10 protein-coding genes are annotated in these 15,497 nt (G+C 69.2%); 5 read left to right on the top strand and 5 right to left on the bottom strand.

Annotated features, from left to right (window positions below):
- Window position 1: 1 nt before the first annotated feature.
- Window positions 2-892, bottom strand: coding sequence for an AAA family ATPase (locus AC1Q6V_RS16030; RefSeq protein ID WP_010809065.1), 891 nt, complete (start codon window positions 890-892; stop codon window positions 2-4).
- 540 nt (window positions 893-1,432) lie between these two features.
- Here AC1Q6V_RS16030 and AC1Q6V_RS16025 point away from each other — a divergent pair.
- Together AC1Q6V_RS16025 and AC1Q6V_RS16020 are read left to right on the top strand one after the other, a co-directional pair.
- On the top strand, window positions 1,433-1,780 hold the full coding sequence (locus tag AC1Q6V_RS16025) for a c-type cytochrome (protein ID WP_454749351.1): 348 nt from the start codon (window positions 1,433-1,435) through the stop codon (window positions 1,778-1,780).
- 10 nt (window positions 1,781-1,790) lie between these two features.
- Complete coding sequence (locus tag AC1Q6V_RS16020; RefSeq protein ID WP_010809063.1) at window positions 1,791-2,189, top strand: c-type cytochrome; 399 nt, start codon at window positions 1,791-1,793, stop codon at window positions 2,187-2,189.
- Window positions 2,190-2,287: 98 nt separating this feature from the next.
- Here the strand turns inward: AC1Q6V_RS16020 and aroG are convergent, their stop codons facing one another.
- A complete protein-coding gene (gene aroG / locus AC1Q6V_RS16015; RefSeq protein WP_439668675.1) occupies window positions 2,288-3,367 on the bottom strand; it encodes a 3-deoxy-7-phosphoheptulonate synthase AroG in 1,080 nt (359 codons plus the stop codon).
- Window positions 3,368-3,868: 501 nt separating this feature from the next.
- Here aroG and AC1Q6V_RS16010 point away from each other — a divergent pair.
- On the top strand, window positions 3,869-4,924 hold the full coding sequence (locus tag AC1Q6V_RS16010) for a class I SAM-dependent methyltransferase (protein WP_454749352.1): 1,056 nt from the start codon (window positions 3,869-3,871) through the stop codon (window positions 4,922-4,924).
- Between the two features lie 64 nt (window positions 4,925-4,988).
- On the opposite strand, the gene tldD is transcribed toward AC1Q6V_RS16010, so the two are convergent.
- The 3 genes from tldD to AC1Q6V_RS15995 form a co-directional block, all read right to left on the bottom strand.
- Window positions 4,989-6,449, bottom strand: coding sequence for a metalloprotease TldD (gene tldD / locus AC1Q6V_RS16005; RefSeq protein ID WP_010809060.1), 1,461 nt, complete (start codon window positions 6,447-6,449; stop codon window positions 4,989-4,991).
- A gap of 99 nt (window positions 6,450-6,548) precedes the next feature.
- Window positions 6,549-7,379 carry a carbon-nitrogen hydrolase family protein gene (locus AC1Q6V_RS16000; protein ID WP_010809059.1) on the bottom strand — a complete coding sequence of 277 codons (831 nt, stop codon included), beginning with the start codon at window positions 7,377-7,379 and terminating at the stop codon, window positions 6,549-6,551.
- 17 nt (window positions 7,380-7,396) lie between these two features.
- Window positions 7,397-11,677, bottom strand: coding sequence for a YhdP family protein (locus AC1Q6V_RS15995; RefSeq protein ID WP_454749353.1), 4,281 nt, complete (start codon window positions 11,675-11,677; stop codon window positions 7,397-7,399).
- Window positions 11,678-11,991: 314 nt separating this feature from the next.
- Between AC1Q6V_RS15995 and glnE the strand changes: the two genes are divergently transcribed.
- Entirely contained in the window at window positions 11,992-14,865 is a 2,874-nt protein-coding gene (gene glnE, locus AC1Q6V_RS15990) for a bifunctional [glutamate--ammonia ligase]-adenylyl-L-tyrosine phosphorylase/[glutamate--ammonia-ligase] adenylyltransferase (protein WP_454749368.1), read from the top strand.
- Window positions 14,855-15,493, top strand: a complete 639-nt coding sequence (gene rrtA, locus AC1Q6V_RS15985) for a rhombosortase (RefSeq protein WP_010809056.1) — start codon at window positions 14,855-14,857, stop codon at window positions 15,491-15,493. Before glnE ends, rrtA begins: the two co-directional genes overlap by 11 nt.
- Window positions 15,494-15,497 lie beyond the last annotated feature (4 nt).

Genomic DNA, 15,497 nt, shown 5'->3' with positions numbered 1-15,497 from the left:
CTCAGCGGTTGGCGCGGTTCATGAACACCAGGCGCTCGAACAGGTGCACGTCCTGCTCGTTCTTCAGCAGCGCGCCATGCAGCGGCGGGATCGCGGCCTTCTTGTCCGGGCTCTTCAGCGCCTCGGGCGGGATGTCCTCGGCCATCAGCAGCTTGAGCCAGTCGATCAGTTCGGACGTGGACGGCTTCTTCTTCAGGCCCGGCAGGTTGCGCATCTCGTAGAACGATTCCAGCGCGGCCGCCACCAGCTCGCGCTTGATGCCGGGGTAGTGCACGTCGACGATCTGCTGCATGGTGTCGGCGTCGGGGAACTTGATGTAGTGGAAGAAGCAGCGGCGCAGGAAGGCGTCGGGCAGCTCCTTCTCGTTGTTCGAGGTGATGATCACCAGCGGGCGGTGCTTCGCCTTGACCAGTTCGCGCGTCTCGTAGACGTAGAACTCCATGCGGTCGAGTTCGCGCAGCAGGTCGTTGGGGAATTCGATGTCGGCCTTGTCGATCTCGTCGATCAGCAGCACGACCTGCTCGTCGGCTTCAAAGGCCTGCCACAGCACGCCCTTGACGATGTAGTTGCGGATGTCGTGGACGCGGTCGTCGCCCAGCTGCGAGTCGCGCAGGCGCGACACCGCGTCGTACTCGTACAGGCCCTGCTGCGCCTTGGTGGTCGACTTGATATGCCACTGCAGCAGCGGCATGCCCAGCGCGGCGGCGACTTCCTCGGCCAGCATGGTCTTGCCGGTGCCGGGCTCACCCTTGATCAGCAGCGGGCGCTGCAGCGTGCGCGCGGCATTGACGGCCAGCTTGAGGTCGTCGGTGGCGACATACTGGTCGGTGCCCTCGAAACGGGCCTGCTGGGCGATGGAGGCTTGGGCGGAAGCGTTGGCGATGTTTGACATGAGGCAACCTGAGGTGACGGCCTCGGATCGAGGGCCGGGTTGGCGTGCTTGGCGCGGTCTCTTCGCGCTGTCATGCGCGCTTTCATTATGGAAACAGGGTCCGGTGCAGGGCGCCCGCGCGCTGCTGGCGGCAGCATTCGCGAACGGTCGTGCAGATTCCCGGGATCAGCCAGTATAAAAGACCTTTGCGGTTCGTGTTGGGGCGCGCTGACAGGCCGCCGGCGGCCCGGGCCGGTTGCTGGACTGGCAGGTGCCGGCTGCGGTACAATGCGGCGGTTTGACGCGCCCCCACGTCCAGTTCTCCCAGCATCCGGCAGTCCGCGTTCAGAAGTCCCAGCGGCCCTTCCGGGTCGCGGCGATTGCGAGAGGTGGTTCCAGAATGGTGTTCCACATCCCGGCAACAGACCGGATGCGACATGTCTGGCGGGTTGCACCTCGGCAATCCCTCCGGCTGCCCTGGTTTTCCCCGCAGCAGCATTCTGAAACCGTCTCCGCCCGGCAGGGCAGGTCACACGGTTTAACTTCCAATCCGCAAAGACAATGAAAAAGCTCCTCACGATGGTGGTGCTGGGCGCGGCTGCAACGGCTGCGCAGGCACAGGAAGTCAAGGGCAATGGAGACGCTGCCAAGGACAAGGTCGCAATGTGCATCGGCTGCCACGGCATTCCGGGCTACCGTGCGTCATTCCCCGAAATCTATGAAGTGCCGCTGCTGGGCGGCCAGAGCGCCAAGTACATCGAGAACGCGCTCAAGGCCTACCAGAAGGGCGAGCGCAAGCACCCGACCATGCGCGGCATCGCCGCGACGCTGACCGAGCAGGACATCGCCAACGTGGCGGCCTACTACTCGCAGCAGAAGGCCGCCACGCAGAACAATTCCCTCAAGTAAGAGACCCCTCATGAATACGCTCAAGACGCTTTCGTTCGCGCTCGGCGCACTCGTGCTGGGTGCTGCCGCGATGCCGGCCTCGGCCGCCGACCTTGCCGCCGGCAAGGCGCTGGTGGAAAAGGGTGCCTGCGTGGCCTGCCACGGCGCGGGCATGAACGCCCCGATCTCGCCGGACTACCCCAAGCTGGCGGGCCAGCACGCCGACTACCTGTACCACGCGCTGGCGTCGTACCAGGTGTCGGGCAACCCGCTGGTGGGCCGCTCCAATGCCATCATGGCGGGCCAGGTCAACGCCAATCCGGCCGTGACCGACAAGGACGGCAAGCCGCGCCCGTTCACCCGCAAGGAGCTGAAGGACATGGCCGCCTACATCGAGTCGCTGCCTGGCGACCTGGTGCTGAAGAAGTAAGAACGCGCGCCGCCGCCGCACACAACAAAAAAGCCGCTTCCCTGGAAGCGGCTTTTTTGTTGTGTGCGCGAGCGCGGGGCCCTGGCCCCGCGGCGCTATCAGTTGCCGCTGCCCGACACCAGCCGGCGCTGGCGCACCGATTCGGCCAGTCCCTCGAGCACCTTGACCGAGTCGTCCCAGCCGATGCAGGCATCGGTCACGGACTGGCCGTAGGTCAGCTGCTCGACCGGCTGGCCCTGGACGTGGTCCTGGCGGCCCGCCACCAGGTGCGATTCCACCATCACGCCGATGATGCGCTGGTCGCCGCCGGCGATCTGGCGGCCGATCTCCTCGCACACCGGGATCTGATTCTCATGCTTCTTGCTGCTGTTGGCGTGCGAGGCATCGATCATCAGGCGCGAGGCCAGGCCGGCCTTGGCGATGGCGTCGCACGCTTCCTGCACGCTGGCGGCGTCGTAGTTGGGCGCCTTGCCGCCGCGCAGGATCACATGGCAGTCTTCGTTGCCCGAGGTCGACACGATCGCCGAGTGGCCGCCCTTGGTCACCGACAGGAAATGGTGCGGCTGCGACGCGGCCTTGATCGCATCGACCGCGATCTTGACGTTGCCGTCGGTGCCGTTCTTGAAGCCCACCGGGCACGACAGCCCCGAGGCCAGCTCGCGGTGCACCTGCGACTCGGTGGTGCGGGCGCCGATCGCGCCCCAGCTGACCAGGTCGGCGATGTACTGCGGGCTGATCATGTCGAGGTACTCGGTGCCGGTGGGCACGCCCATCTCGCTGATGTTCAGCAGCAGTTCGCGCGCGGTGCGCAGGCCATCGTTGATCTTGAAGCTGCCATCCATGTGCGGATCGTTGATCAGCCCCTTCCAGCCCACCGTGGTGCGCGGCTTCTCGAAGTACACGCGCATCACCACTTCCAGCTCGCCGGCGAAGCGGTCGCGCTGGACCTTGAGCAGCTTGGCGTAGTCCAGCGCGGCGCGGGTATCGTGGATCGAGCACGGGCCGATGATGACAATCAGGCGGTCATCCATGCCGTGCAGGATGCGGTGCATGGCCTGGCGCGCGCCGTAGATCACGTCCGAAGCCTGTTCGGAGCAGCCGAACTCGCGGATCAGGTGCGCGGGCGGCAGCAGTTCCTTGAGTTCGCGAATGCGCAGGTCGTCGGTGTTCTTCAGCATGATGGCTCCGGGATTCTTGTGAGGTCGTGAGTGGGTGGGGAAACAAACAGGTATAAAAAAACCGCCAGGGTCGCTGGCGGTCTTTTTTGTATTCGGGGCGCTGCCTACAGCCGTCCCTCCCTATCCGCCAGCGGTGTGAGATCGCTAAAAAAGTAAAAGTAAAACTTAGCGGACATGGCGGAAAAAGGCTTTGGCTTGGGTCAGCTTGAATCGATTATCGTCGTGAGCGCCGAATTTATGCTGCACTGCGTAGCAGAAAGGCAGGAAATTGCGCGCCGGTCGGTCAATTTTCGGCGTGCGTCAGTTGCCTGTCGCGCCGCGAAGCATCTTTATAGCGCCTTTTGCCAGAATTGGCAAGTGTCGACGAGGCCACGCGGTGCGCTGGCGTACGCATCTCCCGGCGCCTTGCCAAGCCTTGTCCCGCCACTGCTTTTCGGCGTTCCCCGACATACCCGGGGGCTATATTGGAACCGGGGAGCAGTGAGCACGGGGAGGTGCATCATGAGCGTCGATGAAGCGAGGCTGAATGCCTTCATGGAAAAATTCGTCAACGATATCGGCGCGGTGATGCATGCCGCGACCGTGGTGGTGGGCGATGAACTCGGCCTGTACAAGGCCATGGCGGAAAAAGCAATGACCGCCGAAGTGCTGGCGGCAAAGACCCATACCGACGTGCGCTACCTGCGCGAATGGCTGTCGGCACAGGCGGCCAGCGGCTACGTCGACTATGACCCGGCCACCGGGCAGTTCAGCCTGAACGAAGAGCAGGCCTATGCGCTGGCGCAGGAGGGCAGCCTCGCATTCATCCCGGGCGCGTTCCAGATCGCGGTGGCGCAGTTCCGCGCCATCCCGAAGGTGATCGATATCTTCCGCAACGGCCGCGGGCTGGGCTGGCACGAGCACGATCCCGCGCTGTTCCACGGCACCGAGCGCTTCTTCCGGCCGGGCTACGCGGCGCACCTGGTTTCGGAATGGATTCCCGCGCTGGACGGCATGGAGGCGCGGCTCAGGGCGGGCGCATCGGTGGCGGACGTGGGCTGCGGCCACGGCGCGTCGACCATCATCATGGCGCAGGCGTATCCGGCCTCGCGCTTTGTCGGTTTCGACTACCACGAGCCTTCGGTGCGCCATGCGGCCGAAGCCGCGCGCCGCGCCGGCATGACCGAGCGCGTGCGCTTCGAAGTGGCCACCGCCAAGGACTACGGCGGCAAGGACTATGACCTGGTGACGGTATTCGACTGCCTGCACGACATGGGCGATCCGGTCGGCGCGGCACGCCACGTGCGCGAGACCCTGCGTGCCGATGGCGTCTGGATGATCGTGGAACCGTTTGCCAATGACACGCTGGAGCAGAACCTGAACCCGCTGGGCCGGGTGTTCTATTCCGCGTCCACCTTCATCTGCACGCCAGCGTCGCGCGCGCAGGAAGTCGGCCTGTGCCTGGGCGCGCAGGCGGGCGAGGCGCGCATGCGCGCAGTGGTTGAGCAGGCCGGCTTCAGCAGTTTCCGCCGCGCGGCGCAGACGCCGTTCAACCTGGTGTATGAAGTGCGGCCGTAAGGCCGGGGCGATCCCGTGAAAAACGGGACCCCGCAGGGTCCCGTCTTCGTCATCGCCGGACTGGTCAGGCGGTGCCGCCCACCGTCATGTTCTCGATGCGCAGCGTCGGCTGGCCCACGCCCACCGGCACGCTCTGGCCTTCCTTGCCGCACACGCCGACGCCCGAGTCCAGGCGCATGTCGTTGCCGATCATGGTGACATCCTTCAGCGATTCCGGGCCGTTGCCGACCAGCGTCGCGCCCTTGACCGGGTAGGTGATCTTGCCGTCCTCGATCATGTAGGCCTCGCTCGCCGAGAACACGAACTTGCCGTTGGTGATGTCCACCTGGCCGCCGCCGAAGTTGACCGCATACAGGCCGCGCTTGACGCTGGCGATGATCTCCTGCGGATCCCTGTCGCCGTTGAGCATGTAGGTGTTGGTCATGCGCGGCATCGGCAGCGCGGCATAGCTTTCGCGGCGCGCGTTGCCGGTGACCGGCATCTTCATCAGGCGCGCGTTGAGCGTGTCCTGGATATAGCCGCGCAGGATGCCGTCCTCGATCAGCGTGGTGCACTGGGTCGGGTTGCCTTCGTCGTCCAGGTTGAGCGAGCCGCGGCGGTTGGCCAGCGTGCCGTCGTCGACCACGGTCACGCCCTTGGCCGCGACGCGTTCGCCCATGCGGCCGGCAAAGGCCGACGAGCCCTTGCGGTTGAAGTCGCCCTCCAGGCCGTGGCCGACGGCTTCATGCAGCAGCACGCCGGGCCAGCCCGGGCCCAGCACCACGGTCATCGAGCCGGCCGGGGCCGGGCGCGCGTCCAGGTTGACCAGGGCCGAAGAGACGGCCTCGTCAACATATTTCTGCAGCAGCTCGTCGGTGAAGTAGCCATAGGCATAGCGGCCGCCACCGCCGGAAGAGCCGACCTCGCGGCGCCCGCCGTGTTCGGCGATCACCGTGACCGAGACCCGCACCAGCGGACGCACGTCGGCGGCGATCACGCCGTCGCTGCGCGCCACCAGCACCACGTCGTATTCGCCGGCCAGGCCTGCCATCACCTGCACCACGCGCGGATCCTTGGCGCGCGCCATGCGCTCGACGCGCTCAAGCAGCGCCACCTTCTCGGCCGCGCTCATGGAGTCGAGCGGGTCGTTGGGCGCGTACAGGTTGCGCCCGGCGTGCGTGGCCAGCTCGCCGGCCACCTTGACGCGGCCGTTGCCGGCACGGCCGATGGTGCGCGTGGCCGCCGCGGCCTGCGACAGCGCCGCCAGGCTGATGTCGTCCGAATAGGCGAAGGCGGTGCGGTCGCCCGAGACCGCGCGCACGCCCACGCCCTGGTCGATGCTGAAGCTGCCCGACTTGACGATGCCTTCTTCCAGGCTCCAGGCCTCGTTGCGGGTGTACTGGAAGTACAGGTCGGCATAGTCGACCTTGTGCGTGAAGATATCGGCCAGCACGCGCTGGAGCTTGGCCTCGTCCAGGCCGTACGGTGCCAGCAGCAGTTGCTGCGCGGTGGCCAGGTTGCGGATTCCGAGATCGCCGGCGTTCATGAGATGTCCTTTCTTCCTGGGGACGCGCCGGCTTGCGGCCGGCGCGGCAAAAAATTCTCCGGGCGGGAGCCGGTGAAGGCTGCCGCGATTGCGTACATGCTACAGCACCCGGTGTCGCAGTGCCGGCAGGTTCTGCCGGACCTCGGCCAGGCGCGCGGGATCGATCACGCCGCCGACCACGCCTTCGCCCTCAGGCAGCGTTGCCAGCACCTCGCCCCACGGATCGACCAGCATCGAATGGCCCCACGTGCGCCGGCCATTCTCATGCTTGCCGCCCTGTGCCGCGGCCAGCACATAGCATTGGTTTTCAATGGCGCGGGCGCGCAGCAGGATCTCCCAGTGCGCCTGCCCTGTGGTGTAGGTGAAGGCGGCCGGCATCAGAATCAAGCTGGTGCCGTCGCCGGCGGCCAGTCCGCGGTAAAGCTCGGGGAAGCGCAGGTCGTAGCACACCGACATCGCCACCCGGCCGCAGGGCGCGTCGAAGCTGACCGGCGTGCGCCCGGCCAGGATGGTGCGCGACTCGTCGTAGCTTTCAGTGCCGCGGGTGAAGCCGAACAAGTGGATCTTGTCATAGCGCGCCACGCGCTCGCCGCGCGGGTTGAAGGCGAGCGAGGTGTTGTACACGCGCGCCGGGTCGTCGCACCACATCGGCAGCGTGCCGCCGACCAGCCAGATGCCGTGGCGGCGTGCCGCATCGGCCAGGAACTGCTGCACCGGGCCGTCGCCGTCATGCTCGCGCACGGCCACCTTGTCGGATTCGGAGCGGCCCATCATGCAGAAGTATTCGGGCAGCAGCACCAGTGCCGCGCCGCCGGCTGCGGCCTCGGCGATCAGCGCGTCGGCGCGCGCCAGGTTGGCATCGAGCGAGGTGCCGGTCACGGTCTGGACGGCGGCAACGCGGAACGGGGCGGAGGCGGCGGTTGCAGTCATAGGCGGCGTTGTTTTCCTCAGCGCGGGAGGGCGGGGTCCGCGCGGTTCTGGAAGGTCGGGGCTTGCGCCTTATTGTCCTCCAGTTTGCCGATCTGCGGGTTGGCCCAGCTGCCGGTGATGCGGTAGTGCTGGGTGAACACCTTGGAGAACTCGTCGGCAAACAGCAGTTGCGCGGCCAGCGTGCCGATTCCCAGCACCGGGTTGATAAAGGCGGCCGCGATCGAGGTGGAGGTGGCGTTGATGCGTGGCACCACATCCACGCGCAGGTCCTGGGTCTCGCGCAGCAGGTTGGCGGTGCCGCTCATGCTGGCGATGATCTGCGGGCTCCTGAGCTCGAAGTCCTGGATCGTGCCGACGCCGTTCTCGATCGTGCCAGTGCCGGCAATGCGGTCGAACACCAGCCCGCGGCCCGACAGGGTGCGGAAGTCCAGCATGGCAAAGCGCAGCAGGCCTTGCAGGCTGAGCACGCCCAGCAGCCGCGCCGCGCCGGGCTCCACGCTCAGGATCTGGCCATTCTCCAGGTCCAGCGACAGCTTGCCCGACAGCGTCGGGTAGTCGATCGACAGCGGCGAGCCGCGCCAGGCCACGCGGCCTTCGAGCTTGCCCTTGCCGTCGCTCAGCGTGTGCGCCAGCCCCAACCGTTCCAGCGTGGCGCCGGCATCGCGCACGTCGATGCTGAAGGACAACAGGGTGCGGCGCTCGGCATTGGCGTCGGCGCGCAGCTGGCGCGGCACGCGCCAGCTGCCGCTGCCGGTCAGGGTGGCGCCGGGTTGCTCGATCTGCAGCTTTTCCAGGGTCCAGACCGGATCGGCGGAGCTGGTGCCGGTATGGGCCTTGACTTCAAGCTTGCCGAAGTCGTGCCCGCGCAGCATGAACTGGTCGACCACCAGGTCGATCGCGGGCAGCTCGTCGATGCTGCTGGCGAGCGCGTCCACCACGTTGCGCTCGTCGCTGGCATCGGGCACGTTCAGGCGCGCCAGGCGCAGTTGCAGCGACCCGGTGGCCGAGGGCCCGGCCGGACGCCACTGCACCGCGCCGGCCACCTGGCGCGAGTCGATCCTGGCGTTCCAGCCGCCGGCTTCGCGGTTGGCGTCGAGCACCACCTCGTCGAGCGTGCGGCCCATGGCGTGCAGCGTGCGCGCGCGCAGCGCAATGCGGCCAGGCAGGAAGGGTGAGGGCGCCGCGGCGGGGCCCGCGCTGCCGGCACCGCCGCCGAAGGCCGCCCGCCATGCATCGATATCGAGCTGGTCGAAGGTGGCCCCGGCGCTGACGCCGGCCGCGGGCGGCGGCGGCGCCTGCTGCATGCCGATGGCGCCGGCGAGCACGTCGATGCCGCCGCCCTGGTCGCGGCGCAGCAGGTAGCGCGCGTTCAGCGCATGGCCCAGCTGCAGCACCAGCTCGCTGGTGCCGGCGCGGTCCGGGGCGCTGGCCGGGCGCAGGTCCGCGCGCAGCGCCAGGTCTTGCGCCGCGGCCTTGGCCAGCGGCGCGGGCAGGCCGATCGCCATGCCATTGAGTTCGGAGCTCAACTGCACCTGCAGCTGGCGCTCGCGCGTGGCGATCACGGCGCTGTAGCTGGTGCTGCCTTCGAGCCGCGCGGCCACCGGCGCCAGCGCCGAGCCCGCGGCGGCCTCGCGCAGCCCGGCGGCCGAGACGCTGCCGCTGGCGGTGACGTGCGTGGCGCCGTCCGGCTGGGTGCCGCCGCCGAGCCGGATCTCGCCACCGAGGAAGCGGGCCCGCATGTTCTCCAGCCCGAAACCGTGTTCATTGAATGTGATGGTGCCGTTGGCATGGCCCAGTTGCGGCAGCTGCGGGCTGAGCACGACATCGTTGCCGGGGAAGCGGAAGCGGCCGTCCACCTTGGCGGCATTGGCGTGTTCCAGCGGCATGTCGAGCTTGAGCCTGAGCTCGCCGTTGCCGTGGGCCTGCGCCGCATCGGCCACGTGCCCGGTCCATTCGCGCACCGGCGAAGCACTGATGTAGCGCAGGAAGCCCTGCACCGGTCCGCTGGCGCCGCCGTCGATCACCAGCTTGCCGTGCGGGCCAAGGTCATCGATGCGGCCCTTGACGTCCTGCAGCGTGACGCCGGGGATGTCGTGGACCGTGGCCCGGCTTGCCAGGAACGTCATGCCGCCGCGGTCGAACACGACCCGCCCGGAAATGTCGGTGAAGGTTGGCCACGCCTGCGCGCCGGTGGTGGTGCCGCTGGCGGTCTCGTGCGGGGCGATCTGGTAGCTGACGTGTTCGATCGGCACCTCGACATGGAACTCGCCGGCCTTCTCGTGCGGGGCATGGAACGGGAAATGCGCCAGGTCGCCGCGCAGCACGAAGCTCACGCCGGCAGCTTCGCCACCCGCCAGCGCACCGGCCAGGTAGTGCCGGGTGCCGGCCGGAATGCTCAGCGGCAGGTAGCGCGGCACGCGCGCCACCTGGGCGCGGGTCATTTCACCGCTCAGGTCGGCGATGCCGGATACACCGTCGCCGCCTGCGCGCCAGGTGCCGCGCACCGAGCCGGCCGCATCGGCATTGGCAAAGCGCACGCCGTCCAGCGTAACCGCGAGCTTGCCTCCGGCATGGGTCCAGCGCACTTCGCCGCCGATCTGGTCGAACGGCAGCCGCGGCTCCTCGAACAGGCCAGGCAGCACCAGTGCCGCGCCGTTGCCTTCGAAGCGGGCATTGCCCTGCTGGTCATCGAAGGAGAAGGTGCCGGACAGGTGCGAAAAGCCAGGCGTGCCCAGCCGGGGGTGGCCGCTGGCGTCCACCGCGGGCACGGCCGGCTGGCCGTTGACCGAGACGTCGCGCAGCGTGCCCTGCACGCTGTAGCGCAGCTTGCCGTCGCCGCGCTCGAGCATGCCGGCGCGCTCGCGGCTCCAGCTCACGTTGAGGTTGTCGATGTGGCCAGCTGGCTGCAGCGCGCGCAGCCGGCGCAGCACCGCGGTGTCCAGCGGCATCGAGCTGGACACCGCGCGCAGCGTGTTCAGGTCCAGCGTGGGCGCCTTGAGCGAGAACTTGCGCAGGGTGCCGTCCTTGCCGGAGGCCCAGCCGAGGGTGACCTTGCGCATGCCTTCGCGCCAGGTGCTGTCGGCGGGGGTGCCCTCGTCGTCGCTGGCGGGCTGGGGTTGCCAGAGCAGGGTGTCGACGGTCAGCAGGTTGCTGCCGTCGCGCTCGGTCCGGTGTAGCAGGAAGGCCTGCGCATTGGCCAGGCGCAGCGGGGCGGAGGCGCCGGCCAGCTGCAGGTCGACGCCGCTGGCGCGCAGCCGCGTCTGGCTGCGCACGATGCGGCCCTGGCGGAATTCAATGCTGCCGTCGGTGCTGAAGGTGCCGCTGGCGACGCGCTCGAACATCGTCAGGTAGCGCTGCAGCACCGGCAGCTGCAGCTGGCCAAGGTCCCAGCTGGCCTGCCCGGTCCAGTAGCGCCAGTTGCCGGCGCTGTGCAGGTAGTCGTTGCTGAAGGAGGACTGCACCACCAGCGGGCTCGGGCCCAGCGCCGGCGAGCGCGCTTCCAGCGTCACCGTGTGGCGCGCGCCGTCGCGGCGGGTGTCGAGGCGGATCTCGCCGATATCGAGCTGGGGCAGGCGTGCCTTCTCGTCCAGCCAGCGCAGCTTGCCGTCGGACAGCGCCACGCGCCCCTGCGACATCAGCCAGCCCAGGAAGCGATCGTCGTCCTGCTGGCCGCCGGTCGCGTCCACCAGCATGCCGCCGACCAGCAGCCGGCCCTCGGGCGTGCGCCGCACCAGGATGTCGGTGCCGGTCGCGCCCAGGCTGACGAACTGCAGGTTCATGCTGAACAGCGAGCGCCACGCCAGCTTGCCGTCGAGCGTGGCGGCCGCAAGCAGCACGCGCTGTCCGGAGTCCACGGCGCGCAGGCCGCGGGCGCGGAAGGCCGGGTGCCAGCCGTCCCAGTAGGTATCGAGCGCGCCGATGCTGACCTTGGCCGAGAGCGCCACCGAGCCGCGTTCTTCCAGCCACTGGCGCGCGGTGGACGCCTGTGGCCACAGCACGAAGCGGATCAGCAGGCCCGCCACCAGCGCCAGCGCGGCCAGCACCAGCGCCAGCCGCACCAGCGCGCGGCCCAGCCCGCGCCAGAACGGGTGGCGCACGGCTGCCGCCACGCCGCGCGCGCAGGCGCGCAGGAACGCGCCGGCGTGCGCGCGGGCGGAATCGTTGCGCCGGGCGCTGGTGGCATCGTTGGCCGGGGGATTCACGGGGTGTGGCGCGGCCAGGGTGGAGGCGGCGTCCTGCCCGCCCGCGCCGCCATTGGGGGGGGAACCATCAGCGGGTTGTGGGGCGCGGCTGGACATGCGCAGATTATCCGACAATACTAGCCGCTCTCCAATCTGGTGCCCGGCCGGCTGAAACAAGAACGCGCAAGCTGCGCGCGCCCAAAGCGACAATAGCCACGATGGCGCGCCCGCTGCGCGGACAACAGGACGCGAGCAGGTGAACCGCGGGACCAACCACGGGCCGCACCTTTTCTCGCATTTCAAATACTGGAATGACTGCCTCTGAACCGACGAGTTCCGCCGCTGGCGACGCTGCTGACCAACATGGCGCGCGCGCCACACCGGATCCGGCCAATCCGGCGGACCCGCAGCCGGGGCCGGGCGCCGGCACCATGGCTGCCGGCGCCTTCGCCATCACCGCGGCGCAGGCGCTGCAGCCGGCTGACGAGGCTGGCCACGCGGGCGGCCACGTATTGTACTCGGCTGCGTATTCGCACTACGCGCGCCGCGTGGTGCAGGCCCGGCCGGATTTGCCGGCCATCCTGGCCGCCGCAGCCGCCCAGCCGCTGACGCGCGCCTGGATGCAGGCGCGGCTGCAGGCGCTGCACGAGCCCTCGGCCGATGCCGAGGAATCCGCCAAGCGCAGCCTGCGCCGTCTGCGCGCCGAAGTGATGTGCGCGGTGATCGAGCGCGACCTGCGCGGCCTGGCCACGCTGGGCGAGGTCACCGGCGCCATGACCGACCTGGCCGAGCTGGCGATCCAGCACGGCCTGGCGATGCTGGGCGACGACCTGGCCGCCACCTTCGGCCGCCCGGTCGGCGCCCAAAGCGGCGAGGTGCAGGAGTTGGTGGTGGTGGGCATGGGCAAGCTGGGCGGGCGCGAGCTCAATGTCTCGTCCGACATCGACCTGATCTTCCTCTATGACGAGGACGGCGAGACCCAGGGCGGCTCGCGCAGCCTGTCCAACCACGAGTACTTCATCCGTCTCGGCCGCCGGCTGATCAACCTGCTGGCCGAGGTGACCGCCGACGGCTATGTGTTCCGCGTCGACATGCGGCTGCGCCCCAACGGCGACGCCGGACCGCTGGCGTGCAGCCTTGGCATGCTGGAGGAATACCTGGTGGTGCAGGGGCGCGAGTGGGAGCGCTATGCCTGGATCAAGGGCCGCGTGGTGTCGGCGCTCGACACGCCGCACGCGCAGCGCACCGCCGGCCTGCTGGCGCGGCTGACCACGCCCTTCGTGTTCCGCCGCTACCTGGACTACGGCGTGATCGCCGCGATCCGCTCGCTGCACGCGCAGATCCGCAGCGAGGCCGCCAAGCGCAGCGGCGGGCTGGCGGGGCACGGCGTCAACCAGCGGTCGTTCAATATCAAGCTGGGCCGCGGCGGCATCCGCGAGATCGAGTTCATGGCGCAGGTGTTCCAGCTGATCCGCGGCGGCCAGGACCCGGCACTGCGCGTGCGCCCGACGCTGGAAGTGCTGGCGGTGGCGGTCGAGCGCGGGCTGCTTCCCGCCGGCCAGGCCGGGCAGCTCGGCGATGCCTACCGCTTCCTGCGCCAGCTCGAACACCGGCTGCAGTACCGCGACGACGCCCAGACCCACCACCTGCCGACTTCGCCCGACGAACAGCTGGCGGTGGCGCGGATGATGGGTTGCGACGACTGGCAGCAACTGCTGGCGCGCCTGGCGGCGCTGCAGGAGCCGGTGGCGCAGCAGTTCGAGGCCACCTTCTCGGATCCCGATGCCGCCCCGTGCGAAGCGCTGTGGCCGGGCATTGTGTTCGACGACAACGCCGCGCAAGCGCAGGACAACCCGGAACAGAAGCAGGACGACGCGGCCTGCGGCGATAACGCCGCGCCCTGCCAGCGCCTGCAGGCCGCCGGCTTTACCGACTGCACCGGGCTGCTGGACCGGCTGCGCGCGATCGCCTCGTCGCTGCGCTACCGCGCGCTGTCCGAGTCCAGCCGCGCGCGCTTCGACCAGCTGGTGAACCGCGCGCTCGACCTGGCCGCGCGCCAGGAAGATGCCGACAGCACCATCGCGCGCTTTATCGACTTCCTCGAGGCGATCAGCCGCCGCGCCTCCTACCTGTCGTTGCTGTCCGAATACCCGCAGGCGATGGACCGCGTCGCGCAGACGCTGCATGCCTCGCGCTGGGCCGCGGCCTACCTGACGCGGCATCCGCAGCTGCTGGACGAATTGCTCGACAGCGATGCGCTGGCCGGCGCGCCCGACTGGGCCGCCTTCCGCAAGCGCCTGCATGAGCGGCTGCTGGCCGCCGAAGGCCAGATCGAGCAGCAGATGGACATCCTGCGGCGCGAGCATCATGTCGAGACCTTCCGCGTGCTGCTGCAGGACCTGCAGGGCATGCTGACGGTGGAGCAGGTGGCCGACCGCCTGTCCGACCTGGCCGATGCCATGCTCGAGGCCACGCTGGAAACGGTCTGGCGCCAGCTGGCCACGCGCCACCGCGACACGCCGCGCTTCGCGGTGATCGCCTACGGCCGGCTGGGCGGCAAGGAACTGGGCTATGCCTCGGACCTGGACATCATCTTCCTGTACGACGATGACCATGAACGCGCGCCCGACGTCTACTCCGCGTATGCGCGCCGGCTGATCACCTGGCTGACCAGCCATACCGCCGCCGGTGCGCTGTTCGACGTCGACACTCGGCTGCGCCCCAACGGCGCGGCCGGCCTGCTGGTGACCAGCTTCGAGGCGTTCCGCCGCTACCAGCTGCGCGAAGGCGACAACACCGCCTGGGTGTGGGAACACCAGGCGCTGACGCGCGCGCGCTTCTGCGCCGGCGATGCCGCCATCGGTGACCGCTTCGAGGCGCTGCGCGGCGAGGTGCTGTGCCAGGACCGCGATGCCGCCGCGCTGCGCGACGAGATCGTGCAGATGCGCCGCAAGGTCGCCGAAGGCCATCCCAACCCGACCGACCTGTTCGACCTGAAGCACGATCGCGGCGGCATGGTCGATATCGAATTCACGGTGCAGTACCTGGTGCTGCTGCACAGCCGGGCGCACCCGCAGCTGACGCGCAACGCGGGCAATATCGCGCTGCTGCGCGCAGCGGGCGAGCTGGGCCTGATCGACGCCACCCTGGCACTGGCGGTGGGCGATGCCTACCGGCTGTTCCGCGCGCGCCAGCACCAGCTGCGGCTCGAGGGGCAGGCGCATGCGCGCGTCGCGCCCGAGTCGGTGGCGCAGCAGACCGGACAGGTGCGCGCGCTGTGGCAGGCCGTGTTCGGTGAGGCCTGACGCGGCAGTTCCGCCGGCACCCGCCGGCGCATCGTGGCCGGGGCTGCTGGCGGCGATCGCGCTGGTGTGGGCGCTGTCGGCCTGGTTCACCTTCATGCCGTGGTGGCATGCGCACGGCCTCTACCTGCGCGATGCGGTGCGGCTGGACGGCCAGTGGTGGCGCCTGGCCACCGCCATGTGGGTGCACCTGGACGGACACCACTGGCTGGCCGACGCGCTGGCCGCCACCGGCGTGCTTGCCATCGCCGCGCGCGTGGCGCGTGCGCGCACCCTGTTGCTGGTGCTGATTGCCTGCGGCATCGGCGTGCAGGTGGTGCTGCTGCGCGTGCCGGCGATTGCATGGTATGGCGGGCTCTCAGGCGCCTTGCACGGGCTGGCCCTGTGGGGCGCGCTCGGGCTGTTGCGGGCATCGGGCCTGGCGCGCGTCACCGGCGTGCTGCTGTGCCTGGGCGTGCTGGCCAAGGTCTGGGTGGAACAGTCGTGGCTGGCGCCGGTGGTGTTCGATCCGGCCTGGGGTTTTGGCGTGGTGCGCGTCGCGCACGCGGCCGGCGCCGTCGCCGGCCTGCTGTGCTGGGTCTTGCAGGAGTGGTGGCTGGCGCGGCGCCCGGCCCGCGGCGACGACGCCTGAACCG

Source organism: Cupriavidus sp. GW823-FHT07B10 (assembly GCF_058794355.1).
Note: the sequence above shows the minus strand (reverse complement) of the source record. Positions and strands in the feature narration are given on the sequence as shown.

Coding starts and splice junctions, on each gene's coding strand:
- AC1Q6V_RS16030 (WP_010809065.1), bottom strand. CDS start 892: ATGTCAAACATCGCCAACGCTTCCGCCCAAGCCTCCATCGCCCAGCAG.
- AC1Q6V_RS16025 (WP_454749351.1), top strand. CDS start 1,433: ATGAAAAAGCTCCTCACGATGGTGGTGCTGGGCGCGGCTGCAACGGCT.
- AC1Q6V_RS16020 (WP_010809063.1), top strand. CDS start 1,791: ATGAATACGCTCAAGACGCTTTCGTTCGCGCTCGGCGCACTCGTGCTG.
- aroG (WP_439668675.1), bottom strand. CDS start 3,367: ATGCTGAAGAACACCGACGACCTGCGCATTCGCGAACTCAAGGAACTG.
- AC1Q6V_RS16010 (WP_454749352.1), top strand. CDS start 3,869: ATGAGCGTCGATGAAGCGAGGCTGAATGCCTTCATGGAAAAATTCGTC.
- tldD (WP_010809060.1), bottom strand. CDS start 6,449: ATGAACGCCGGCGATCTCGGAATCCGCAACCTGGCCACCGCGCAGCAA.
- AC1Q6V_RS16000 (WP_010809059.1), bottom strand. CDS start 7,379: ATGACTGCAACCGCCGCCTCCGCCCCGTTCCGCGTTGCCGCCGTCCAG.
- AC1Q6V_RS15995 (WP_454749353.1), bottom strand. CDS start 11,677: ATGTCCAGCCGCGCCCCACAACCCGCTGATGGTTCCCCCCCCAATGGC.
- glnE (WP_454749368.1), top strand. CDS start 11,992: ATGGCTGCCGGCGCCTTCGCCATCACCGCGGCGCAGGCGCTGCAGCCG.